This window comes from Flavobacterium sp., assembly GCF_049240005.1.
GTDB lineage: Bacteria > Bacteroidota > Bacteroidia > Flavobacteriales > Flavobacteriaceae > Flavobacterium.
The window spans coordinates 91,901-116,556 of the sequence record NZ_JBMLTK010000087.1; the positions used below are offsets into that span (position 1 = coordinate 91,901).

Genomic DNA, 24,656 nt, shown 5'->3' on the forward strand with positions numbered 1-24,656 from the left:
GATTATTGGTAGCCTAAATTTACGGATTTAGAAGCACGTGTGTCAAGCCGAAATTTATTTTTCCAACGATTAAAATTCTGCGTTTTGTGGTGTTCTTGGGAACGGAATTACGTCGCGAATATTGCTCATTCCGGTAACGAAAAGCACCAAACGTTCGAAACCAAGACCAAAACCGGAGTGAATTGCCGATCCGAAGCGGCGTGTATCGAGATACCACCACAATTCTTCTTGGTCGATTCCGAGTTTTTCCATCTTTTCGACCAGTACCTCGTAGCGTTCTTCTCGCTGCGAACCACCTACAATTTCCCCAATTCCTGGGAACAAAATATCCATAGCGCGAACGGTTTTTCCGTCTTCATTCAAACGCATGTAAAACGCTTTGATGTTTGCCGGATAATCGAATAAGATTACTGGAGATTTAAAGTGTTTTTCAACCAGGTAACGCTCGTGCTCCGACTGTAAATCGGCGCCCCATTCTTCGATCACGTAGGCAAACTTCTTGTTTTTATTGGGTTTACTGTTTTTGAGAATATCGATTGCTTCGGTGTACGAAACGCGCTTAAAGTTGTTTTCTAAAACAAAGTTCAGCTTTTCGCGAAGTTTCATTTCCGAGCGTTCGGCTTGAGGTTTTGATTTCTCTTCGTCTAACAAACGCGACTCGAGGAAGGCGATATCGTCTTCACAGTGATCGAGCGTGTATTTAATGACGTAACGAATGAAATCTTCCGCCAAATCCATATTGTCGTGCAAATCATTAAACGCTACTTCGGGTTCAATCATCCAGAATTCGGCTAAGTGACGCGAGGTGTTTGAATTTTCGGCCCGAAATGTCGGTCCGAATGTATAGACTTGCCCTAATGCCATCGCGTAGGTTTCCGCTTCAAGCTGACCAGACACCGTTAAATTGGTATGTTTTCCGAAGAAATCTTCTTTGTAATTGATGGTTCCGTCTTCTTTTCTTGGAATTTGATCTAGGTTTAAAGACGTTACTTGAAACATTTCGCCCGCTCCTTCTGCATCGGCACCCGTAATCACAGGAGTATGTACATACACAAAGCCTTTTTCTCTAAAATATTGGTGAATGGCAAAAGCTAGTGCCGAACGTACGCGCATGATGGCTCCAAAAGCGTTGGTACGCACGCGAAGATGCGCGTTTTCACGCAGGAATTCGAGACTGTGTTTTTTCGGTTGCATCGGAAACTTCTCCGCATCCGAATCGCCCAAAATTTCCAAACGCGTTACTTGAACTTCAAATTTTTGTCCGGCGCCCTGACTTTCCACCAAAGTGCCGTGCAATTGCAAAGCAGCACCGGTTGTGATTCGCTTTAAAGTTGTTTCATCGGTATTTTCAAAGTCGACAACACATTGAATGTTGTTAATTGTCGATCCGTCGTTCAATGCAATAAACTGGTTGTTACGAAAAGTTCGTACCCATCCGCGAACGCCAACCTCTGTATTTACAAGGGTTCCGGCCAATAAATCTTTTACCTTAGAATATTTCATAATCGGGCAATCTGTTAATTTGCAATAGCGCGCAAATATAGTTTAAAAAGTATTTTTTTATGCTAAGACGATAAATCGCGATGTCCGGGCATTTGATCGATTTCATCGTCGGTGCGTTCGGCAATCGGAACAATAGGTTCTTTAAATTCTTGTTCGTTTGCCAAGGTTTTATTGAGTGTTAATACCAGCGATGGAAGTAGCATTAAGTTCGATAACATGCCGAAACAAAGTGTTATCGAAACGAGTCCGCCGAGAGCAATCGTTCCGCCGAAGCTCGACAACATAAACACCGAAAATCCAAAAAAGAGCACAATCGAAGTATAGAACATACTTAAACCGGCGTCGTTAAATGTGGCATAAACCGATTTTCGAATTTTCCAGTTGTTGCGTTTCAGTTCTTCACGGTATTGCGCCAGAAATCGAATGGTATCATCAACCGATAATCCGAAGGCAATTCCAAAAACTAAAATGGTAGATGGTTTTAATGGTATATCCAAAAAGCCCATTAACCCAGCTGTCAATAAAAGTGGAAGCATGTTTGGAATGAGCGATACTAAAATCATTTTCGGCGAACGGAACATAAATCCAACTAACAAACAGGTCAGGAAAAAGGCAAACAGCAACGACGACATTAAATTATCGAGCAAATAGCCCGTTCCTTTCTGGAAGACAAAAGCTTTTCCGGTTATTGTTACGGTGTAGCGATCTTTCGGGAAAATTTTATCGATTTCTTTGCGGAGTTCGGCTTCGATGAGTGGAATTTTATCGCCGTTTTCGTCGCGCATAAATGTGGTTACACGAGCATAGCGCCCGGTTGAATCGACATAACTTTTCAATAAATCGGTTTTCTGGCTTCCGGAAGAATTCTTAATGTAGGTAAGAATAAACGCTTGTTCTTGAGAGGTAGGAAGTGCGTAGAATTGCGGATTTCCGTTGTAATACGCTTGCTTGGCGTATTTTATCACACCAACCACCGAGAGTGGTTTCGACAAGCCCGGCACTTCATCGATCGCTTGTTCGAGCTCGTCGATACGACGCAAAGTAGCCGATTTCATCACACCTTTTTTGCGCTTGGTGTCGATCATTATTTCCAGTGGCATAACGCCGTCGAACTCTTTTTCAAAGAACTGAATATCGCGGAAGAAGTCGGTATTTCGAGGCATGTCTTCGATGATACTGCCGCTGATACGCATTTTGTATATTCCAATGATGCTCAACACGAGTAAGGCTACCGCCGCGCTGTACACGGAAAAACGATTGTATTTTACGGTGCGCAGTATCCAATCCATAAAAGTTTTCACGGCACTGGAATCGAGGTGTTCGAGATGGCGATCTTTCGGCGGTGGAATGTAACTGTGTGCAATCGGAATCACAATCAAACACAAGACAAACAAGCCCATGATGTTTATTGCAGTTACGATTCCAAATTCCAACAATAATTGATTGTTCGAAGTAACGAAAGTGGCAAAACCAATAGCGGTGGTCAGATTGGTCATGAGCGTTGCCATACCCACTTTTGTGGTAACGCGTTGCAGTGCCTTAACTTTATTTCGGTGTACTTTAAATTCTTGATGGTACTTGTTGGTAAGGAAAATACAGTTCGGAATGCCAATAACAATTACCAAAGCGGGAACCAGCGCGGTGAGTACTGTAATTTCGTAGTTTAGAAGACCGAGTATGCCGAACGACCACATTACGCCAATAATCACAATGATGGCCGAGATAAGTGTAGCTCTGAAACTTCGAAAAAAATAGAAAAACAGTAAAGAAGTAACGAGCAATGCAGCACCGATAAAAATGCTGATTTCCGATAAAATTTTCTCGGCATTTAAGGTTCGGATGTAGGGCATACCGCTTACGCGAAGATCCACTTTCGTTGCTTTCTCGAAATTTTCCACCAGCGGAACAAAGCGTTTTAGTATGTATTGTTTACGTTCGGGCGTGTTTACCAAATCTTTTCGCATGTAAATGGCGGCGCGCACCGTTCCGCTTGCTCGATTGAGCAACAAACCTTGGTAAAACGGAAGTTTTGTAAACAGAACTTTTTGAAGCGAATCGAGATATCTTTGATTTTTCACTTTAGCCGCGTCGACAAACGATCGGAGTTCGAAACCTTGAATCGAGTCGTTTCGCGTGAGAACTTTCAGGTTGTTTGGGGCTAGAACCAGGCTAATTTCTTTGTCGCTTTCTAAACTGCTAATCAATTTTTGCCACTTCTCAAAGGCCTGTGGTTTAAACAAATCTTGCTGTTTAATTCCGATAACAATAAGGTTTCCTTCTTCGCCAAAGCGGTTCAAAAAGGCGTTGTACTCAACATTTACAGGATTGTCGGCCGGAAGTAAGTTTGCTTCCGTGTGCGTAAACTTGATATATTTCCACTGCAAACAGAGAAAGGCAGTTAAAACGGCCAAAGCTATGAGCATGAGTGTTTTATTTCGCAAAACAACCCGCGCAATTAACTCCCAAAAGCCCAAACTAAACCACTTAACCATCCAAAAAAATTTCGGCAAAGGTAGCGTAAAACTAAGGGTTATGGAATAGGAAAATGCGCGTTTTTACGGCATTTCTTAATCCGTTTACAATTTAAATTTCACGTAAAATGTTTTGAAAAGAAAATGTATATATTTGAAAACATCGACATTTGAATTTTTAGGTCTTTTTGTGAATGAAGAATTTTAAAAACACAGCTTTTTACATATTGATAACCAGCGGATTTTCAGCGCTGATATACTTCATTCTCATTGAAGGCAAAAAAATGCAAGGCTATGTTCCCAAGCCGGCGTTGAAAAATATTCCGGACCAGTGGGGACATTTCGTCGAATCGATGATCGAAAGTGTACGCGAACCTCTAGCGATACTTTTGCTCCAAATCATAACCATTATTCTAACAGCTCGAATTTTCGGATGGATTTTCAGAAAAATCGGACAACCCAGCGTAATTGGCGAAATGATTGCCGGTATCGTACTCGGACCTTCGCTCGTTGGCATGTATTTTCCGGAATTTTTCGAAGCCCTTTTCCCAGTGGCGTCTCTAGCGAATTTGAAGTTTTTGAGTCAGATTGGATTAATACTCTTCATGTACGTTATCGGAATGGAACTCGACCTAAGCGCGTTGCGAAATAAAGCCAACGATGCCGTAGTCATCAGTCACGCGAGTATCATTTTTCCGTTTGCGCTCGGAACGGCCCTCGCCTACTTCATTTTCACTGATTTTGCTCCAAAAGGTATTGCCTTCTCCTCATTTGCCCTCTTTTTAGGAATTGCCATGAGTATCACCGCATTTCCGGTGTTAGCACGCATTGTTCAGGAACGAGGCATTCACAAAACAAAGCTCGGAACCATCGTAATTACGTGCGCGGCTGCCGACGATATAACCGCATGGTGCCTATTAGCCACCGTAATTGCCATTGTTAAAGCAGGCTCGTTAATTTCGTCATTGTACGTGATTGCTATGGCAGTAGCCTACGTTTTTCTGATGCTAAAATTGGTAAAGCCTTTCTTGGCGCGCGTTGGTGCATTGAAAAACTCACGCCAAAGTTTGAGCAAGCCGGTAGTAGCTATCTTCTTGTTAACGCTCATTATTTCAGCGTACGTAACCGAAATTATTGGAATCCACGCCTTATTTGGTGCGTTTATGGCCGGTGCAATTATGCCTGAAAATGCACGCTTTCGCGGAATTATCATTGAAAAAGTAGAAGACGTTTCTGTAATCTTACTTTTGCCACTCTTCTTTGTTTTCACGGGTTTACGTACACAAATTGGTTTGATAGACGACGTGGAGTTATGGAAAATGACCGGTATAATCATCGTAGTAGCTGTTGCCGGAAAATTCTTAGGTTCGGCATTGGCAGCAAAGTTTGTGGGTCAGTCGTGGCGCGATTCGTTCACCATCGGTGCCCTGATGAACACGCGAGGTTTGATGGAACTCATTGTTTTGAACATCGGTTTAGATTTGGGCGTGCTTACCACCGAAGTATTTACAATGATGGTAATCATGGCGTTAGTAACCACATTTATGACGGGTCCGGCGCTGGATTTAATCAATTACATTTCGAAGAAAAAAGATTCGATTGTACCGGAAACGGTTACTTTGAGCGATAAATTCAAGATTTTATTGTCGTTTGGAAACGCCGAGCGCGGAAAGGCTTTGCTGCGATTGTCTCATGCGCTTACGCAGAAAGAACAGCAAACAAGTATCGTTACCGCGATGCACCTCACCTTGAGTAACGAATTACACACCTTCGAATTCGACGAACTGGAGAACAAAAACTTCAATCCGATTCTAACGGAAGCTAAAAATTTAAACCAGCCGATATTAACGATTTTTAAAGCGTCGAACGACATTGATACCGACATTGTCGAGATTTCGAACCAAGGCGATTACGATTTGCTGCTCATTGGCTTGGGACAGTCGATTTTTGACGGCACTTTATTGGGTAAGGTTTTGGGAATTACGACTTCGATCATTAATCCGGATCGTTTGTTGGATAAATTCACGGGAAAAGAAGGATTGTTTGCCAATTCGCCTTTCGACGAGCGCACGCGACTCATCTTATCCAAAGCAAAAATGCCGGTTGGAATTTTAGTGGAAAAGAACTTAGAACAAATCAACAAAGTTTTTCTGCCGATTTTCAGTGAAGACGATCGTTTTCTAATTGATTACGCTGCGCGATTGATTCGCAACGGCGTTTCTTCGGTTACGCTAATCGATCCAAACAACGTGGTCAAAAACAATGCGCAATTTTACGGAGCGCTCGACTTAATTGAACGCGATTTCCCGGGCAGTACCGATATGTTGGAAGATCGGATTCTAAAGAAAGAATTTTTGGCGCAGCAAGACATTATGCTGGTATCGTTCGAAAGTTGGCGAAAGCTTGTTAGTTCGCAAAGTGTTTGGTTGAGCAACAGTCCATCAACGCTGATTATGCGGGCGTAACTGTTGAAATAAAAATCGTACTTCAAACTAAAACCCTAAATTCAACATAAAACTCAGCTTTATTGCGATGTTATCCTCTAATCGCGGAAGTTGATTGGGTCCATAACGATAAAATGCGGTGAGGCCGAAGCCGCTGTAAATTTTATTCAACTCTACACCCGATTCTAAAAACCCTTTGTCGAGCGTTTTAAACGGAATGCCAACATGACGTTCTCGATTGCGCATCGTTCCTACAGCACCGCGCGTAACCAAGACAATTAAAGGTTTTATTTTTCCACTAATTTGCAGCGGTTTAAAGCCGTGTTTTACGTGTAATGCAGCAAACGAACTAGAGAAAAACTCATTGAAAAACATGGTTTCAAAGCTGTTTTTACCCGCGATAGTGATGCGCTGCAGTAATCTGTCTTTCGTTAAATTGTTTGGGGCTGTGTTGTACAAATGCGTTAAAGGCACTGCGCCAGATGCCATTCCGGCTTCGAGTAAAATAGAAAATCGCTCACCGCCAATAAACTTCTTCTGATAATCTACCCGAGCGTCGAGCTTCTGAAAATCAAAATTACTTCCAAAAATATCTTTAACACTTTTAGTTAGCTGGAACGTGAAACGCGGATACCTCTTATAAATTTCTACACGACCGGTGGGAGTTTGCATAAAATCAGAAAACGGATTCCATTGTACTGAAGCTTGGAACGTGGAAAGAGTAAAATTGTCAAATAATTGCCCGTTGTAATTAAACAGGTAATTAAAAAGCGGTGTAACTTCCATGTGTTGGAACTGCCAAATACTCTCGGTTTTGGGAATGATTTTCGTTTCTGCGTAAGCGCGAACCGACCTATAATTGTAAAAAGTAGAAATGTTAATTGGGCGCGGATCGTATAACTTGAAAACACGTTTATCGATCGTATAACTCGTACTCGCAATCTCTCGAATATCGTCTGAAAAACCAGCGCCAATCCAAGAGCTCGAAAACTTACCAATACGAACTGCAGTTCCTAAACTGTATTTCGCTTTTCGATCTTTCGTTCCAAAGGCATAGTAACCGTCAAATTTAATGTACTGTGAAAGTCGCTCGTTTGTTATACCACCAACGCCCAACCGAAAACCTTCAAAATTGTTGTAGCTCAGCAACTGACGCAAATCCATATCAAAAAACGAAAACGGCACGTATCCATTTAAAATCTTTCTACCAATGCGCAGCTTGCTTTCTATACCTTCGGCACGCACCAAACTGTCGAGTTTTCGATACGTTTCCGGACTTTTTTCGTCGGGATATCGTTGCATATACTCATTCCAATAACTTACCGGTCGGCGAACTGCTGCGTCGTTAATTTGAAGCGCAATTGCCGCCTTCTTTATAGTAACTTCAGTATTGAGCTTCGGATTTTCATAATGCGTTTGAGAAAGCAAATACGTTATATCGGTGAGCTGCTGTTTGCGCGTTCGATAAATCGGACTGTCTTCTGGATCAAACTGAAACGTCTCTCCGAGTACACTAATGTCTTTGTTGCTCTTTCCTTTAACAACTTTAAACTCCTTTTTGGATATGATGTATAAAGAACTCTCCGCATCATAGCTAAACTCGTAACGGGCCGTTACATCAAGAACGCCCTGAACTCTAAAGACCGCTGCCGCAATTGCAAAATTCTCTAAGTCACAATACAAAATCCCGCTTAATCCCTTTTTTCGCGACTTCTTATTTTCAAAATGCAAAACAGCGAGATTTCTTTTCGACAATTGAACGGTGTCTAAAACAGTAACTTGAAACAAATGCTGTTCGCTGGCATTTAGTGGCGAGGCGTATCTGGTTTGGAGTACTTCAAAATAATTTTCGTACACGGAAAACGATTGCAATCGGAAAGCGACCAATTCGTAAATGGGTGTTTGCAAACCCGACATACGCGCGGCTGTTATTGTTTCTTTAAAATTGCCTTTGCTCAATTGAAATTTCGAAACTTTTTCTGCTTCAAACAAATGTTGCTTTTGCACTAAAGCTTTAAATTTCACACTGCTACTGTCGATTTCCATACGCTTCTTACCCAGCCATTTGCGCTTGTAAACCGTGTCTAGTTTCGCATCAACGTCGGCAGCATTAGCAGTTACAACAACTTTGTTATACGCTTCGATTTCAAAGGTTTGCAGCTTTTTCAACGGATCGTTATTGCGTTTGTTTGCAATAATTTTTTGTAGCAATTCTGTTGCATTGCGGTTTGTCTCCGCTTGTTTCGGTTTGCTGTGCAATTTTATTTGTTTGGGAAACACGTCTGCAAAGCGATATTCTTGCGACTCGTAATCCAAGGCACTAATTTTAATTAGAGCAGGCAGCTGTTGTACCTCAATTTCGAAATATCCGTTAATGTCGGTTGCCGTTACCCGACTGCCGGCTACTATCGAAACTCCGCTCACTGCGCGTGCCGTGTTCGAATCGATTACTAGTCCACGCAACTGCTGCTGGCCTTGCGCTGTACACAACAGCAGCATAAAGAAAAGCGTGACACCTAGTTTTTGCATAAGCGGTAAAAAAATGTCCGCACTAAGGCGGACATTAGAGTAATTGATACGAATTAGACCTTCATGATTTCAGCTTCTTTAGCAGCTGTCAATTCGTCTATTTTTTTGATGTACGTATTAGTTAAAGTTTGCACTTCGTCTTCTGCCGACTTGCAAACATCTTCCGACATACCGTCTTTTTCTAGCTTTTTGATATCCGTATTGGCATCTTTGCGCACATTTCTCACGCTAATTTTCGCATCTTCAGCTTCTGCTTTAGCTTGTTTGGCTAAATCTCGGCGGCGTTCTTCGGTTAGCGGCGGAACACTGATAATTACCACATCGCCGTTATTCATTGGGTTGAAACCCAAATTGGCAATCATTATGGCTTTTTCGATGGTGTGTAACAAATTTTTCTCGAACGGTTGTACGGTAATTGTTCGTGCGTCTGGAATACTGATTTTAGCCACCTGATTTAAAGGTGTTTGCGATCCGTAATAATCTACAAAAACACTTCCGAGCATAGCCGGAGATGCTTTTCCTGCGCGAATGTTCAAAAATGATTTTTCCAAATGGGCAATTGCCGCATTCATGGATTCTTCAGCGCTGTCTAAAATAAAATCGATTTCTTCGTTCATAACAGTTTCTTGTATTTAAACGGTAACAACAGTACCTATGGTATCTCCTTTACAAATTTTTAGCAAATTTCCTTGTCCGTTCATATCAAAAACAACGATGGGAAGTTTGTTTTCTTGACTTAAGGTAAAGGCTGTCGTATCCATAACATTTAATCCTTTAGCCAAAACTTCTTCAAAACTCAAGGTATCAAATTTAGTTGCTGAGCTGTCTTTTTCTGGATCGGCGGTATAAATCCCATCCACACGTGTTCCTTTAAGAATAACATCGGCATCGATTTCTACGCCTCGTAGTACCGCCGCAGTGTCTGTGGTGAAATACGGATTTCCGGTTCCTGCACCGAAAATAACGATACGTCCTTTTTCGAGATGACGCACCGCACGGCGTTTGATATACGGTTCGGCTATCGCTTCAATTTTCAATGCGGTTTGCAAGCGTGTTAGCATACCTTTGTCTTCCAAAGCACCTTGCAGCGCCATTCCGTTAATTACGGTTGCAAGCATTCCCATATAATCGCCCTGAACACGATCCATTCCGTTAGAAGCGCCGGCAACACCTCTAAAAATGTTTCCACCACCAATAACAATGGCAATTTGTACTCCTTGATCGTGAATTTGCTTAATTTCATCAGCGTATTTTGCCAAAACTCCTGGATCAATTCCGTAAGCACGTGAACCCATGAGCGCTTCACCACTCAGTTTTAGCAAAATTCTTTTGTATTTCATAGCGTTTAAAATTGTTGTGCAAATATAGCGGAATTCCGTAATCGGCGAAGAAGCTTATCGCTCAAATGCAGGATGAATAAACTTCTGAAAATAGGCATCGCGCGCCGCTTGATAACCAATATCAAATATCTGACGCATTCGGTACGTTTTAGTCTCGAAAGTAGAATAAGCCGACAAATCGTCGGGCGTAATCACCCAATCGCAAATATTAAACTTTTGGTTGTTGGTATTCGCGCTAAGCAAATCGAATGCCCGCGCGGTTACGTGTTTAATAGTGCGTAAATCTTTGGCTTCGATGGCTTGTAACGGACTCACATACATGCCGATTAAGTAATCGCAACGACCTTGTAAAATATCTGCTGGGAAATGATTTAAAATCCCGCCATCGCTATACACTTTGCCGTTAATGACATGTGGAGAAATAATTCCCGGAAATGCCGCCGACGCCACCACGGCATCTTTAATTCGGGTTTTGGCCGAAAAAACCGTGAGCTTTCCGCGAATCATATCCGTTGCGGTAATGTGAATCGGAATTTTTAAATCGCCTATTGTAGCTTCTCCAAAAATGGCATCCAAATAACTGGCAAAAGCCTCAGAATCCATCAAACCCGCTTTTCGAAAAGTAAAATGACGCCAGTAAAAAAAATCAACCGACTGGAAAAAGCTGAGTATTTCCTCCGGAGTTTTTCCCCAAGCATACAGCGAAGCTACAATACTGCCCGCGCTGCTGCACGCAATTTCCGACGGAAACACTTCTACTTCTTCCAAAAACTTTAAAGCGCCGGCATGCGCCAAACCTTTGCTTCCGCCACCGGAAAACACATAACCTACTGCGCTTGAAAATTCAGCTAATGGTGTCATACGACTAAGAATTAAACGAAATTAGCCTAATTTTTGTAAGAGACTGCCGTTTCATTAAAAAAATCAACTTTTGCAAAATATTGATTTTTAGATTGTTGCAAAAAGTGTCTGAAAAAAATCAACTTTTTTTAATTGCTGATACAACCATTTCTGATCGAAAATCGTCTTTTAAAATATAAGCAAGATTAAACGTGAAGGTAATCAAATTACAGAACGAACTTGAGCAAGTCATTGAATTGGCACGCAACCGCAACCGACACGCGCAGCAGGAAATTTACAGCCGCTTCGCTCCGAAAATGTTGGGCGTTTGCCGCCAATACATCAAAGACGTTCACCAAGCCGAAGATGTAATGATTTGCGCCTTTCTTAAAGTATTCGAAAACCTGCCGCAATATTCAGGTGTCGGAAATTTTGAAGGCTGGATACGACGGATTACGATTAACGAAGCAATTTCTTACTTACGTGTTCAGAAAAAGGCTGTTTTTATAGACGATTTAAGTAGTGAAAGTTCATGGTCGGAAGAACAACAGCACGAGTTCACGGTGAATGAAATTCAGGAATTAATCGACGCCTTGCCCGACGGTTATCGAATGGTTTTCAACTTGTATGTAATCGAAGGATACAAACACCACGAGATTGCCAAGCTGCTCGACATCAGCGAAGGAACCTCAAAATCGCAATTGTCGCACGCACGACGTTTGCTACAAGAACAAATTATTAAAAGAAAGATGAGCAATCATGAAACCGCATAAACTAGAAGATCACATAAAAAAAGCGCTCGAGAATCGAGAAATCTCGCCTCGTCCCGAATCTTGGGATCGCTTAAACGCCATGCTTACTGCAAACGAAAGCAAGCCCGTTCGCAAAATTTTTCCGTACTGGAATATTGCTGCTGCAGTGGCTGTTTTTATCGGACTATTCAGCTTTTACCTGTTTCAATCGGAAGAAATAGTCGATGTAGCCTTGCCCGAAAAACAAGTTGTTTCTTCTGAAACAGCAAAACCAGCAGCTGGCGTTTCTGACGACACAGCAAGCAGCGACACCGTAAATCAAAACATACAGCAAAAACCGAGTTTCAATTCATCAATCAATCCAAAAATCAAATCAATCAATCAACAATCAAAGGCAGTGGCTGCTGTACCGCTGCAAACATCTACGCCAAATGCAAACGGCAGTGCAACCTTCGAAAATCAGTTGCAAAACGAACAAAATGCCATTGAGCAAGTAGCTCCAAGCGTTTCCGACGAAGCTCGAGTAGCCGCACTGTCTGAAAAAATCAAAAAGCGCACACGTTTTAAAACCAATCCCGATGCCTTGCTGCAAGCCGCTTCTCAAGAAACCGAACGACAGTACCAAAACCAGATGTTGGCCGCAGTTGCCAAACGATTCAACGAAGTAAAAGTCGTTGTCCAAAACCGAAACACACTAAAATAATCATCAATACACACTACCATGAAATCAATTACTTTGTACTTGGCCTTATTTCTCGCGTCTATACTTTGCAAAGTTTACGCACAAAGCGACTTTACCTCTAGACTGAATGACCTGTCGTTGAAAATGGAAAAAGCCATTACCGACGAAAAAGCGCAACTCGCTAATCAGCTTGAAGCTGTTAACAACCAACTGACATTCGGAACCATTACCGAAGCCGAAGCCGAAACCAAGAAAAAACAGCTTGCTACTGAAAGTGCAGCACGTTTAGACGAGAAACTCGCCGAAATCGATCAGGAGCGCAACAGCTTAATACAGAACAAAATCGATGGAAAAACAGAATTCGCTAAAAGCGATTCGACCAAAACAAAAAATTACAAGTTTCAATTAAGCAGCAAGAGCTTGAGAAATAAAAACGGCGAACTGCGCACCACCACTCAATTTGTATTTGCCATCGGACTCAACAATGTGGTTACCAATGGCTCTATTGCCAACTCCGATTTTCGCGTGTACAAATCACGTTTCTACGAATGGGGATTTACCTACAACACACGCTTGGATAAAAACTCGCAGCTGTTTCACCTAAAATACGGTTTGTCTTTGCAATACAACGACTTGCGACCAACGGATAACCGCTACTTTGTAGACAACGGAGAAACAACCGACCTAGTAGTTAACCCAGTACAACAGCAGGATGCGCGCTTTAGAAACGTAAACTTGGTGCTTCCGGTGCATTTTGAATTAGACTTCTCAGGAACTCAAGAAAAAGACGGGAAAAAGATTTTTAATTCGCACAACTCTTTCCGGCTTGGTTTAGGAGGTTATACCGGTTTGAACGTACGCTCTAAGCTGGTTCAAAAATTCGACACCGACGGCTACGAGTCAAAAGTGGTTACTAAAGGCGATTGGAATACCAATAACTTCATCTACGGACTCAGCGCGTACATTGGCTACGGCGAAATAAGTTTGTATGCCAAGTACGATTTAAATCCGTTGTTTCAGAACAATGCTGTCGATCAGCGCAACATTTCCATGGGAATTCGCTTCGATATGAATTAAAATTTTGGGTTAGTTAGTTTTGAAAAGGCACTTGTTTTTTAGCAAGTGCTTTTTTTATGGGCGGCTGTTCCGGCTGTTCGCTCCAAGCTTGCCACCGCAACACGGCAAAAGGTAAAACCGCAGTAGCTTCTGCTAGTCGCTCTGCGTTTTTTGCTTTTGCACGCGCCGCACTTGGCAAGGCTTTTTGCTGCCATCCGGGCCGCAGCAATCGTTTCCCGCATGTCGTTTTCCAAAAAAATAGTCGAAAAAAAGCCGCGAATTTTAACAACCGTAATATTGCAATATTACCAAGATTAAAAAATTGAAAAACAATTACATAAACGGCATTTATACACGTTTTCGAAACTAACTTTTCATAAATTAATATTTTTTGATTACGTTCCGCGCGGCCGTGATGGCAGTGAAAATATAAGCGTAACGGCGGCGTGTGATGGCGCTTTTTGAACAGCGACCAACGGAAGCTGAGCAAAAAGCAGCCGGAACCGCCCGACGTGCGATTTTATTGCAACGAACAGCGCGAAATGCCGCCCAAAAAATTAAAAAAGTGAATGGCTAGGCTAGGTGCGGCTTTAAACAAAGTGGAATGATTTCGTTGGCCTGCAGAGCATAGTTTGAAATCTCTGCGGCACTGAGAAAATCGGTTGCAGCAATTTCTCGAACTTCGAATCCGGCTTTGCGCAGTTTGTCGAAGTAATCGCGACCGTAAATTCGAACGTGGTCGTACTGACCAAAGATTTCGGCACGTTGCCGCGGATCGGTTATGCTATCGTCGGTAAACGTTACGTCTCGGTTCAAATCTTGTGGAATCTGGAAAATGCCCCAGCCGCCGGGTTTAAGCACGCGGAAAAGCTCCGACATGGCTTTTGTATCGTCGGGAATGTGCTCTAACACGTGATTACAAAAAATGATGTCGAAAGCATCGTTCTCAAACGGAAGCTTGCAAATATCGGCTTTAACATCGGCAAGCGGCGACAGCAAATCGGTGGTTAAATACGTCAAATTAGCTTGCTTTCTAAATCGTTTGTAGAAGGCTTGCTCCGGCGCAAAATGCAGCAACTTTTGCAGTTCTGTGTTGGTGAAGAAGTTCGTTTGTCTTTGCAGATACAGCCACAGCAAGCGGTGCCTTTCGAGCGATAAGGTACCGGGGGCCAACACATTATCACGCTGTTTCCCGTATCCGTAAGGCAAGAATTTCTTAAACTGCTTTCCGTCGATTGGGTCTGTAAAACCTGGTCCTTGCAACCACCACGCCAAAACGGGTCGTGCTACGTAGCTCAACCGAATTAAGAGCGGTCGCGGAACTGCGTTGAGCAAAAATTTGAAGAGTTTTTTCATGCTTCCAGAACCAGTGGCTGTGTACGGAACGGCGCTTCTTCGTCGGATTCGATACCTAGTGCTTTGTAGATATACGCAAATGTCGATAGCAACTCCGGTTTCCCATTTACCAAGGCAATGTTGTGTTCGAAATGCGCGCTTGGCTTTCCGTCGGCGGTAACTATTGTCCAACCGTCTTTGAGGTACTTTACGTTTCGACTGCGCATATTTATCATTGGTTCGATGGCTACAACCATGCCTTCCTGAAACATTTTTCCTTTGCCGCGTTTGCCGAAGTTTGGCATTTCTGGCTCTTCGTGCATTTTTCGTCCGAGGCCGTGTCCGACTAAATCGCGCACAACACCGTAACCAAACGATTCGGTGTAGTTTTGAATGGCTGCTCCCACATCGCCAACGCGGTTGCCTGCACGAAACGCTTCGATACCGATATACAGCGACTTTTTAGTTACTTCGAGTAGCTGTAAGGTTTCGGGAGCCACGTCGCCAATGGCAAATGTGTACGCGTGATCGCCGTAGAATTCGTTCATTAAAACGCCGCAATCTACCGAAACAATGTCGCCTTCTTGAATAGGTCTGTTCGTTGGCAAACCGTGTACTACTTGTTCGTTAACGCTGGTTAATAATGTCGAAGGACAGCCGTATAAACCTAAAAAACCAGGCAAAGCATGATGATCGCGTATAAAGGTTTCGGCCAATTTATCGAGTTGTAGCGTAGTAACGCCGGGTTTTATTTCAGCAGCTATCATGCCTAAGGTTTTGCTTACCAATAAGGCGCTTTTACGCATAAGCTCAATTTCCTCGGCTGTTTTCGAAATTATCATTTAAAAAAATTTTTGCAAAAGTACGCAATAACTAGGTTCAGCAAATAGGGTGGCAGGATTTCGGCCTATGGCTGCGACTGCACAAGCTGAAAGCGCTTTAAAGTTCTGAAACCAGCTGATTCAAACTTAACGCTTCAAGGTAAAATGCCCGCTAAATGTACCTCGGGTATTTTGTGTGGCATATTCTGCTTTAAACCAATAGTCGTCAGCAGGTAATGGAGCGCCGTTATAGGTGCCGTCCCAACCGGTTTGGTTTTCAGAAAGTTCGCGAATTAGTTTTCCGTGTCGATCAAAGATGAATATGTTATTGAATCGCAATCCGGTGCGACCTTGCAAGTTCCAAACGTCGTTAACGCCATCGCCATTTGGTGTAAAGAACTTCTGATAATCGACGACGGCAAGACTGGTAAAAACTTCGCCACAACCAAATTTATTGCGAACGGTTAGTATGTAAAGACCTTCGCGCACGTTTTCGAAAGTCGGGCTATCCTGCCAGCCGTAATTACCGAGCATGTATTCGTAATCGTTCGATTGCGGAGCTGCGAGCGCAGTAACCGTATTATCGATTTCAAAAGCAACTAAAACTTCTGGGGTTACGCTTACCGAGGTCGGAATAAGAGTTTCTCGCGCAGTAAAATTGAAAACAGAACTACACAAAGGCGGCGTGGTAATGTTGGTTGCTCGTACAGAGTATTCGCCAGCTTCGTCCGTTAAAAAAGTTGGGCCGTTTGCGCCTAAAATTAAATTTGCTGGATTGGCATCGAATCCGCGATACCATTGAAACAAGTGATCGGCAGCTGCCAAACCTGTATCGATAAAAGCCTCACGAGTAACAGTTCCTGTTTCGGTGACACAAATTTTGTACGGATAGCTGTTTAGTTGATTTTGCGGATACGCCTGTACAATTAACGGAAGTTCTAAAACGGTAAAACAAGGAATATTGTTTTCGGTATCCGAATTAACGGTGCTAGTTACACGAACGTATATAGTTTGTGTGTTTTGAATGGTATTTCGGAAAGCTTCGGGCGTGGCTATAAAATCTTCGTTTCCTGCAAGCGCATCATCTTGATTGATGTAATAACGAACAATCGCCTCGTTGTTTGGAGTTGAAGCTAAGACCGCTGAGAGGCGTTCGGTCAGATTAAAATCGGCATATCCGCTATCGTCGCAAATGTATAACGGCTCCGGATTTTGGGTTGCTCCGGGATTTAGATTTACATCTAATTCCAGTGTGGTTTGCGACGGACAATTGTTATTTGCGGTATCGTTTACGAGTACAATTACAGTTGTTGAACTAGTAACAAACGCGGTCGGATCGGTGATGGGAACGTTGGCGTTAAAATCGGCCTGACTCGCAAAATACGTGACAATTAAATTCGGATTACCGCCTGTTATTTGGTTATTCCGGATGGTCAAATCGAAGCTTGCCGTAGTACTTCCACAGACGCCAATCGGATCTGGCGCAACTAAAACAGGATGATTAAAATTGTCGATTTGAAACGGAATAATTGCCAAACACTGGTTTGTTTGCGTCCGAATTCCAGCAAAGACCGTTGTTGTGCCTATGGGTAAACTTAGGTTTGAATTTTTATTTAACGTGGGGCCATTTGCTTCTGCGGCAGCAAAAGAAGGATAATAATTGATAACTACATTTTGGGTTTGAAAGGCCAAAATCTCTGCATCTTTTGAAGAAAGAACGAAAACATCGTTGTTGCATTTCGTGACATTTGCGATGCTACCCTGTTGTGGCGGCGTATTTACCAGCAAGTTAAACGTTGCAATCCCTTGGCAATTGTTCCCGGTTTCGATACGAGCAAAAATTTGGTTTAACCCGACGGGGATTTGACTCGAGTTATCCAGCGGGTTCGCTTCCACCGAAGCATCGGAAGCCGAAGCATAAAAAGCAATGTCTACATTAAACGTTGGGAAATAGGTGTTTTTAATAAACTGCCGGCGTTGCTCAAAATCTGCCAGTCCGTAGTTTTGATTAATCTCCGGACAAATCGCAACCATCGCAGGATAGGTATCAATAGTTGTAGGATTAACCTGCAAACTAATCGTTCCCACATTGGACGGGCAAACTGGATTTTGCGTAGGAATACTTCCGATTACGTAGATTGTTTGATTGAAAGGTGTTGTATTTGTAAACGTTTCCGGCGTAGTTATTTCGTCGGTCAACGCCGCATCGCGAAAATATCTAAGCACAATTTGCGAATTTCCCTGATTTACGGCAGCAGCAGCTTCTGTAAGATTTGTAACAGCAATTCCATCTGTGGAAGGAACGATGTAGTCGCACTGCTCCAGTGGCGTGCTAACTGCCAAAACAGGAAGCAGATTTAACGTAACTGTGGTTTGTGCAGTTGATTGACAAATTGCATTCTCTGTTACGCGGACTTCATAAGTAGCTGTTGTTCCGGGAGGCTGAATACCGCTGTTTACGCTTAAATTTGGGTTTGTAGCTCCAGCAATAGCGGCTCCATCTTTGAACCATTGATAACTGACATTAGTTAGATTGGCTAAATTGGTTACGGCTGCGGTTAAGGTTGCTGTTGCCGATTCGCAGATAGTTTGTGTCGGAATCGGGTTGATAATTGGCGTATCGTATATCATTACCACATTTGAAATCACTTCCGGACAAGAATCGTTGCTCACTCTTGCAGTATATTGCCCAGGTGTTGTTGGTGTGAATGAATTTCCGTTTGCGCCAGCAATTTGTGTCGCACCATTGAACCATCGGATTGTTAGCGGAGCCGGATTTGGCGTTACATCTTGGAGTGTGATTATTGGCGCGTCGCTTAGACATGTAGCAGAGGAAGAAAGTTGTACTTGAGGAGCATCTCGAAAAGTCAAGGTAATTTCGTCCGAACTAATGGGTAAATTGTTTTGATTAATTGTTGGATCGGTGCTGTCATAAGCTGTTAAATCTATTCGATAAACTCCTGAGGAACTTGCAGTAATGGAACTTTCCGATGAAGGAGAAGCCAATGTTTCGGTGATAAGTACATCATCTTTGTACCAACGAAAGTTGAATCTTAAGTCCTGTGGTAAACCCTCAAAATCCGAGGTTTCAACTTTTGCATAGAGGTTTACCGTTTCTGGGTTGCAGTAATTTAAATCGGTTATTTCTTGATCATTAATATCGGCAATCTCTACTGAGGACAAGAAGCTACAATCGGAACTTCCCGAGCCGCCCGATTGAGCGATAGAAATTTGCCCAGGAACATTAGCAAAATTGTCAACCACTAAAATGTAATATTCACCAGAAATGGCATTTGGAAAGTTGACTGTTTCAATCGCTGAAGCAGAATAACTACAATCTACCTCATTTGCAGGCGTTAATTGTGGACAAAAGCCAGTAAGCGAACTGAATGGTCCCCAAAGCACAAAATCCACATCAGCAGCATTTCCATTGTTTGAAACTTGGGACACTTGCAAAACAATTGGTCCGGACTGATTAATTAAAATGAAGAACCAGGTTGGCCCTGCAAATTCTGTTGGAATACATGTTGTTTGAAAGGCCTCACCACTATTGTTTTGCGTTGAATTTGCAAAGGGAATCGAGGTGGCACACGATTGGTACAACTCAGGATCTGCTTGCAACTGCGCACAAGAGCCTGCTCCTTCTTGCGAAAAAGAAAGGCTACAAATAAAAAAGGCTAACAAACAACAAAAACTTCTCATACTTAAACTAAAGGATTACATGTCATGACCTCTGGTTGCGCGACATTCATCAATTTTAGAATGGTTGGAGCAATATCTCCTAAAATTCCATTACTTATGGTTTTAATATCTGGATCTATGGCAATTATTGGAACCGGATTTGTAGTATGTGCTGTATTTGGCGAACCGTCTGGGTTTATCATCGTTTCGCAATTGCCGTGATCTGCAATAAGTAGCGTAGTGTATCCATTTGCTAAGGCAGCGGTAACTACTTGTTCCACACATTTATCAACCGCTTCGCAAGCCTTAACAGCAGCTTCAAAAACGCCGGTATGCCCTACCATATCGCCGTTGGCAAAATTCAGACAGATAAAATCGGCCGATTTTGCTCGAATCTCCGGAACGAGCGCGTCGGCTAATTCAAATGCACTCATTTCTGGCTTTAAATCGTATGTAGCTACTTTTGGAGAATTCTTAAGAATACGTTTTTCTCCGACAAAAGGTTCTTCGCGACCGCCGGAAAAGAAAAAGGTAACGTGTGGATATTTCTCGGTTTCTGCAATTCTGATTTGTGTCTTTCCTGCATTTTGAAGCACTTCTCCCAACGTCATCGTAATATTATCTTTATCGTAAATCACATGAACATTCGAGTAGCTGTCGTCGTAATTCGTCATCGTCAAATAGTACAAATCCAGTTTGTGCATATTCTGTTCGTGGAAATCCTGCTGCGACAGTGCTTCGGTTAATTGGCGTCCGCGATCGGTTCTGAAATTGAAAAACACCACAACATCGCCAGATTCAATTGTTGCCACGGGTTTATGATCGTGGTTTATCAATACATGCGGCAATATAAACTCGTCGGTAACATCGGCTGCATACGAAGATTGAATGTCCGACAAAACATCTGTAGTCGGTTTCCCTATACCATTTACCAATAAATCGTAAGCCAACTTTACACGTTCCCAGCGTTTATCGCGATCCATTGCGTAGTACCGACCCACAACGCTTGCTAAACGACAATGTTTTCCTTGTAGGAACTCTTGCAATTGAGAAATGTAGGTTAGCCCTGATTTTGGATCGACATCACGACCATCGGTAAATGCGTGAATGTATGTGTTTTCAAGACCAAACGATTCGGCAGCTTCAACTAATCCGCGCAAATGCGACGTATGCGAGTGTACGCCACCATCGGAAACAAGACCAAGAAAGTGCACTTTTTTATTAGTTGCTTTCGCATAAGAAAAAGCTTCAAGCAATGGTTTTTCTTGCTTAATCGTGCCGTTTGCAACTGCTAAATTTATTTTTGCTAAATCCTGATAAATAACTCGACCCGCTCCTAAATTCATATGCCCCACTTCGCTGTTGCCCATTTGGCCTTCTGGCAAACCAACATGCAAGCCGTCGGTACGCAACTCTGCGCTTGGATATTGTTTATATAAGTTATCGATAAAAGGCGTTTGAGCGTTGTCGACTGCCGAAACTTTTGGGTCTGGCGACTTCCCCCATCCATCTAAAATCATCAAAATAACTCGCTTATTCATAGTTTATTCATTAAAGAACCGCAAAGTTAGCCGAATAATGCAACTAAAATGTTAAACGTTAAAAAAGTAAAGAAATGTTAGAACCAATTTTTGGCCGCGTTATAGTCGATATAATAGCGAAAACTAACTGAAAATATATTTGCCATATTTTCGGCAAATAAATTCTGGAAGCTGCGACCGTAATTTTGCGATAAATCGTTTCGGTAATCTTGGGCGCTGTTTCGAAACAAAACTGTTATTTGACTCGCAGGTGCAAACCACCAGGTGTACGATAAATCGAGGTTAAAGGCACCAAAATTATCGTCGATACCCTCAATAAAATCAGTTGCAGTTAGAAACCCGTCGTCGCGCAAGGTAAAATTTGCTTTGTTGCGCGAAGTTAACCAGTAGTGACGTGCAGTTAAATTAAAAGTCATTCGGTTGTTCAACGCATAACGACCTGTTAAATCTGTAGTTATAGTCTTGACGGTTCGGCGTGTGTAATAAATACTGCCCGCGTCATCAACAAAACCAATGGACCCCAAATCATTGATACTGCGAACATAAGAGGTGCCTGCAATCAACAAACAGCGATCGCTCACACGTATTCTAGGCGACACAGAATACACGTAATCGATACGGTTGCATTCAAAGTATTTGCGATAATTCAATCGCGCATCTAACGCAAACGTTCGATTGTAATTGCTAGAATAATAGGCGTTCAAAATGTACGAACCAGGCACATAATTAAATCGGTTTTCTACCTGTGGCATGTAAAAATCATAGGCTGTCAGCGGATTGTACTGCGCCTCAAAAGAATAAAAATCGTTTGCACGCGAAGTCGCCGAAATACTTACGTTGTGGTAATAGTCTTGTACTCGTCCGGTATTGTTTTGAAATTCAACGGAATTTCGGAATGCTATACTCAAACTATTGAACCAGCCCGTTGGATTTAAAATACGGTAACTCCAGTCGACGTATGCATTGTGATAATTCGTCTGGAACAAAATTCCCAAGTCGTTTACTACGTAGTTATCCGACAGGTATTTGCCAAATAAAGAATACCGCCACTTGCCCGAAGTTTTCTCAAAATTCAAACTCGTTTTAAAACCATCCACATAAGTATCTCCGAAAATGCTGCTGTATTTAAAATCGCCAAAAAGATTGTACGAGTTGTCTTTCGTATATAAATCAAAGTTTAAAGCACTAACTGTAGCATCGCGGTAAAAGCCATTGCGCAAAACCGACGTATTGGTATAGGTTACCGAAGAGTTGTTGTTAAATCGTTGGTCGACAACAAAAACATTATAGTTGGTTAGCGGCTCTATAATGGCACGCCTTGTGGCTCCTGTTTCGTTGTTGGTAAATGTCCCGTAAGTTTCTTCGGTTATGGCATTTAAAACTCCAATACCCAAACCGCCTTTAGTTCTTCCCGATATTTTTAACGCATTTAAAAGATCAACGGCTGCTGGCTGATCGCTAAGCGATTCGACACTCGGATCGAAATCTCGTGGCCGAAATCGTGCCGGACCGCCAATCCTGCGTGTATAAAGCAAGTTCGCCTTTGAAAATAAGTCGGTACCTTCCGTAAAAAAAGGTCGGTTTTCGGCAAACTGCTGCTCAAACGGCGTTAAGTTTAGGATGATGTTGTCGAAGCGTGTTTGTCCGAAATCTGGAACCAAAATAGCATCTAAGGTAAAGGCGTCATTAATCCCATATTTTATATCCATTCCGGCTTTAACCGTATTAGCAATTCCGCCCGGCGTATCTTCGTAATAATACGATGCATAGGGTATAAAAAATAAACGCGTCGGTGTTTTTACATCTTTAATACCCCGAAGCAAACCGTTCTGATTTCGTGTCGTTGCAATTTTAGCATCAACAAAATTCCAAGTGTACACTTGTCGGTCGCGACGAATTTCTCTGTAAAAGTTCAATCCCCAATTTTGCACCAGTTCTTTCGAAAAGCGCAAGGCAGCGTACGGAATTTTCATTTCCACTGTCCATCCCGATTCGGTAAGCTCCGTGGCACTATCCCAAATGGCGTCCCACGACATATCCTGACTAAAGTTTGAAACATTTACCTCGCCGTCTTCGGTAGCGAGTCGATCGAGCTGCACGCCCGATGCGGTTACAAAAAACTGGAAATCTTGTTGGCCGTCGTTAAATCCGTTCAAAAACACGCCAAAAATATCGGCAGTACCTACCACATCACGCTGGGTGATTTCTTTTAAAATAAGCTTCGGATCATCTTTTAACGTGCCAGCAATATAAACTGCCTCGTTATCGTACAAAAAACGTACTTCGGTGCGCTTTTCGGCTGCTATTGCTTTGCCATTATCCGGTGCAAACATGACAAAATCTGTAGCAACAGGAGCTGTTTTCCAAGCCTCTTCATCCAGTTTTCCGTCGACGGTAATTCGTGCATTCGTTCGCACCGCATCGATACTCTTCTGCTGAGCAAATCCAGCGAAAAAGCAAAAAAAGAATACCGTCAAAAGCTTAGGGAAATTCAACATTTACAACAAAATCGAGCAAATGTAAATAATTGGATTGGTTTACCTGCTGTTAAAACCACTTGTTTTTTACACTTTAACGATAAAATATGCAGAAAAACGATAAAATTCTACAAAATAATCAGAATTATCCTGCAAAATGAAACGAAAAGTCAATTCCGTTTGTGTACGTGCTAAAGGGGTTTACCTAAGGTTTTGAACATGGTTTGATGCGGGCCAATTCCAGGAATATCAAAGTATGTACCGTTGCCACGGTAATTTGCCGTTTCGTAAAAAGGAACTGCTTTTATGCGTGCATTCAGCCAAAATCGGCATGCACCTTGATGCACCAAAACGGTTTCCGCCCAGTGCAAAAGCGCTCCGCCAATTTTACGACCCTGAAAATCTGCTAAAACTGCCATTCCTCGAAATTGTATGGCAGCCTTATCCCCAAAATGTACATGCGTTCGATGTAGAGCGGTTAGTACACCAACGATTCGACCGTCGATAAACGCAGCAAAATGCATTGAGTCGGAGTCGGTATCGCCTTCAAAACCACAATCTTCAGGCTGTAAATGCGGACGCAATACCGGTTGCCGAACAGCATACAACTCCGGCGCCGTCACAATTTTAAACTGCAAATTGTTATTTGTTAAAAAACTCATTACTCGAGAATTAGGTAAGGCAAGTCCGACAAATGTAATTTTTTTTCAAAAAACACTTGCTTTAAGACTTTTAATGTTTTTATATTTGCACCCGCAAGCGGAAGTAGCTCAGTTGGTAGAGCTCCAGCCTTCCAAGCTGGTTGTCGCGAGTTCGAGCCTCGTCTTCCGCTCTAAACCCTTCAGATTCTGAGGGGTTTTTTTATGCCCTTTTTTTGGGGCAGTCCGGCGGCACGCATAGTGGAAGTTAAGGCAGCCGCCGTCGGGTTTTCCGCGGCAAGGTTTCTCAAAAGTTTGCCACTTTTGTAAGGCTTCTGCAAGCTTCTTACAGTCGCTCGCACAAACCCACAAAAGCAGGCACTTTTTTCAAAACGCTTTCTGCTTCACCCCCTACTGCAAAAACGTGCTCCGAAAAAGTGCTCCACAAATCAATTCAAAACAGCTGAAAATTTACGGAAAACCCGTAATGGTAATTTCAAACAAATTGTAATTTCGCTTTACGGGGCGGGGGTGGAAGTTCCCAAT

General features: G+C 42.6%; 16 protein-coding genes and 1 tRNA gene. 5 read left to right on the forward strand and 12 right to left on the reverse strand.

Annotated features, from left to right (window positions below; all coding sequences use genetic code 11):
• Positions 1-69: 69 nt before the first annotated feature.
• Both asnS and ACOVQQ_RS09280 read right to left on the reverse strand, forming a co-directional pair.
• The gene (gene asnS, locus ACOVQQ_RS09275; protein ID WP_094487558.1) at positions 70-1,503 is read right to left on the reverse strand and encodes an asparagine--tRNA ligase; all 1,434 of its coding nucleotides are present in this window, start codon (positions 1,501-1,503) and stop codon (positions 70-72) included.
• 62 nt (positions 1,504-1,565) lie between these two features.
• A complete protein-coding gene (locus ACOVQQ_RS09280; protein WP_421817954.1) occupies positions 1,566-3,995 on the reverse strand; it encodes an efflux RND transporter permease subunit in 2,430 nt (809 codons plus the stop codon).
• 173 nt (positions 3,996-4,168) lie between these two features.
• On the opposite strand from ACOVQQ_RS09280, the gene ACOVQQ_RS09285 reads away from it, so the two are divergent.
• Positions 4,169-6,439: a cation:proton antiporter gene (locus ACOVQQ_RS09285; protein ID WP_421817955.1), complete on the forward strand. Its 2,271-nt coding sequence runs from the start codon at positions 4,169-4,171 to the stop codon at positions 6,437-6,439.
• A gap of 27 nt (positions 6,440-6,466) precedes the next feature.
• On the opposite strand, the gene ACOVQQ_RS09290 is transcribed toward ACOVQQ_RS09285, so the two are convergent.
• Genes ACOVQQ_RS09290 through ACOVQQ_RS09305 form a run of 4 tightly spaced genes read right to left on the reverse strand, consistent with a single transcriptional unit; the run spans position 6,467 to position 11,148 of the window.
• Complete coding sequence (locus ACOVQQ_RS09290; protein ID WP_421817956.1) at positions 6,467-8,947, reverse strand: DUF5686 family protein; 2,481 nt, start codon at positions 8,945-8,947, stop codon at positions 6,467-6,469.
• Between the two features lie 53 nt (positions 8,948-9,000).
• Positions 9,001-9,564 carry a ribosome recycling factor gene (frr, locus tag ACOVQQ_RS09295; protein WP_298142865.1) on the reverse strand — a complete coding sequence of 188 codons (564 nt, stop codon included), beginning with the start codon at positions 9,562-9,564 and terminating at the stop codon, positions 9,001-9,003.
• Positions 9,565-9,579: 15 nt separating this feature from the next.
• Positions 9,580-10,287 (reverse strand): UMP kinase, encoded by a 708-nt coding sequence (gene pyrH / locus ACOVQQ_RS09300; protein WP_094487563.1) that lies wholly within the window; start codon positions 10,285-10,287, stop codon positions 9,580-9,582.
• A gap of 54 nt (positions 10,288-10,341) precedes the next feature.
• Positions 10,342-11,148, reverse strand: coding sequence for a patatin-like phospholipase family protein (locus ACOVQQ_RS09305; RefSeq protein WP_094487564.1), 807 nt, complete (start codon positions 11,146-11,148; stop codon positions 10,342-10,344).
• Between the two features lie 191 nt (positions 11,149-11,339).
• Between ACOVQQ_RS09305 and ACOVQQ_RS09310 the strand changes: the two genes are divergently transcribed.
• From ACOVQQ_RS09310 to ACOVQQ_RS09320, 3 genes are read left to right on the forward strand one after another with little or no spacing between them, the layout of a single operon-like run.
• Entirely contained in the window at positions 11,340-11,900 is a 561-nt protein-coding gene (locus ACOVQQ_RS09310) for an RNA polymerase sigma factor (RefSeq protein WP_421817957.1), read from the forward strand.
• The gene (locus tag ACOVQQ_RS09315; RefSeq protein WP_421817958.1) at positions 11,887-12,582 is read left to right on the forward strand and encodes a hypothetical protein; all 696 of its coding nucleotides are present in this window, start codon (positions 11,887-11,889) and stop codon (positions 12,580-12,582) included. The genes ACOVQQ_RS09310 and ACOVQQ_RS09315 overlap by 14 nt, the downstream gene beginning before the upstream one ends.
• Before the next feature lie 18 nt (positions 12,583-12,600).
• Positions 12,601-13,638, forward strand: coding sequence for a hypothetical protein (locus tag ACOVQQ_RS09320; protein ID WP_421817959.1), 1,038 nt, complete (start codon positions 12,601-12,603; stop codon positions 13,636-13,638).
• A gap of 552 nt (positions 13,639-14,190) precedes the next feature.
• Here ACOVQQ_RS09320 and ACOVQQ_RS09325 read toward each other — a convergent pair.
• From ACOVQQ_RS09325 to ACOVQQ_RS09350, 6 genes are all read right to left on the reverse strand, one after another.
• Positions 14,191-14,973: a class I SAM-dependent methyltransferase gene (locus tag ACOVQQ_RS09325; protein ID WP_421817960.1), complete on the reverse strand. Its 783-nt coding sequence runs from the start codon at positions 14,971-14,973 to the stop codon at positions 14,191-14,193.
• Positions 14,970-15,794 (reverse strand): type I methionyl aminopeptidase, encoded by an 825-nt coding sequence (map, locus tag ACOVQQ_RS09330; protein ID WP_421817961.1) that lies wholly within the window; start codon positions 15,792-15,794, stop codon positions 14,970-14,972. Before map ends, ACOVQQ_RS09325 begins: the two co-directional genes overlap by 4 nt.
• A gap of 126 nt (positions 15,795-15,920) precedes the next feature.
• Positions 15,921-19,475: a T9SS type B sorting domain-containing protein gene (locus ACOVQQ_RS09335; protein ID WP_421817962.1), complete on the reverse strand. Its 3,555-nt coding sequence runs from the start codon at positions 19,473-19,475 to the stop codon at positions 15,921-15,923.
• A 2-nt stretch (positions 19,476-19,477) separates the two neighbouring features.
• Positions 19,478-20,995: a 2,3-bisphosphoglycerate-independent phosphoglycerate mutase gene (gpmI, locus tag ACOVQQ_RS09340; protein ID WP_421817963.1), complete on the reverse strand. Its 1,518-nt coding sequence runs from the start codon at positions 20,993-20,995 to the stop codon at positions 19,478-19,480.
• Between the two features lie 77 nt (positions 20,996-21,072).
• Positions 21,073-23,472 carry a DUF5916 domain-containing protein gene (locus tag ACOVQQ_RS09345; protein ID WP_421817964.1) on the reverse strand — a complete coding sequence of 800 codons (2,400 nt, stop codon included), beginning with the start codon at positions 23,470-23,472 and terminating at the stop codon, positions 21,073-21,075.
• A gap of 191 nt (positions 23,473-23,663) precedes the next feature.
• Complete coding sequence (locus ACOVQQ_RS09350) at positions 23,664-24,134, reverse strand: GNAT family N-acetyltransferase (RefSeq protein WP_421817965.1); 471 nt, start codon at positions 24,132-24,134, stop codon at positions 23,664-23,666.
• A 97-nt stretch (positions 24,135-24,231) separates the two neighbouring features.
• Between ACOVQQ_RS09350 and ACOVQQ_RS09355 the strand changes: the two genes are divergently transcribed.
• Positions 24,232-24,304 (forward strand) — tRNA-Gly (locus ACOVQQ_RS09355).
• Positions 24,305-24,656 lie beyond the last annotated feature (352 nt).

Bases quoted from the DNA above. Each gene is read 5' to 3' on its own strand.
- ACOVQQ_RS09285 (WP_421817955.1), top strand. From the start codon at position 4,169: ATGAAGAATTTTAAAAACACAGCTTTTTACATATTGATAACCAGCGGA.
- ACOVQQ_RS09305 (WP_094487564.1), bottom strand. From the start codon at position 11,148: ATGACACCATTAGCTGAATTTTCAAGCGCAGTAGGTTATGTGTTTTCC.
- asnS (WP_094487558.1), bottom strand. From the start codon at position 1,503: ATGAAATATTCTAAGGTAAAAGATTTATTGGCCGGAACCCTTGTAAAT.
- ACOVQQ_RS09315 (WP_421817958.1), top strand. From the start codon at position 11,887: ATGAAACCGCATAAACTAGAAGATCACATAAAAAAAGCGCTCGAGAAT.
- frr (WP_298142865.1), bottom strand. From the start codon at position 9,564: ATGAACGAAGAAATCGATTTTATTTTAGACAGCGCTGAAGAATCCATG.
- ACOVQQ_RS09320 (WP_421817959.1), top strand. From the start codon at position 12,601: ATGAAATCAATTACTTTGTACTTGGCCTTATTTCTCGCGTCTATACTT.
- ACOVQQ_RS09350 (WP_421817965.1), bottom strand. From the start codon at position 24,134: ATGAGTTTTTTAACAAATAACAATTTGCAGTTTAAAATTGTGACGGCG.
- ACOVQQ_RS09280 (WP_421817954.1), bottom strand. From the start codon at position 3,995: ATGGTTAAGTGGTTTAGTTTGGGCTTTTGGGAGTTAATTGCGCGGGTT.
- ACOVQQ_RS09290 (WP_421817956.1), bottom strand. From the start codon at position 8,947: ATGCAAAAACTAGGTGTCACGCTTTTCTTTATGCTGCTGTTGTGTACA.
- gpmI (WP_421817963.1), bottom strand. From the start codon at position 20,995: ATGAATAAGCGAGTTATTTTGATGATTTTAGATGGATGGGGGAAGTCG.
- ACOVQQ_RS09335 (WP_421817962.1), bottom strand. From the start codon at position 19,475: ATGAGAAGTTTTTGTTGTTTGTTAGCCTTTTTTATTTGTAGCCTTTCT.
- map (WP_421817961.1), bottom strand. From the start codon at position 15,794: ATGATAATTTCGAAAACAGCCGAGGAAATTGAGCTTATGCGTAAAAGC.
- ACOVQQ_RS09325 (WP_421817960.1), bottom strand. From the start codon at position 14,973: ATGAAAAAACTCTTCAAATTTTTGCTCAACGCAGTTCCGCGACCGCTC.
- pyrH (WP_094487563.1), bottom strand. From the start codon at position 10,287: ATGAAATACAAAAGAATTTTGCTAAAACTGAGTGGTGAAGCGCTCATG.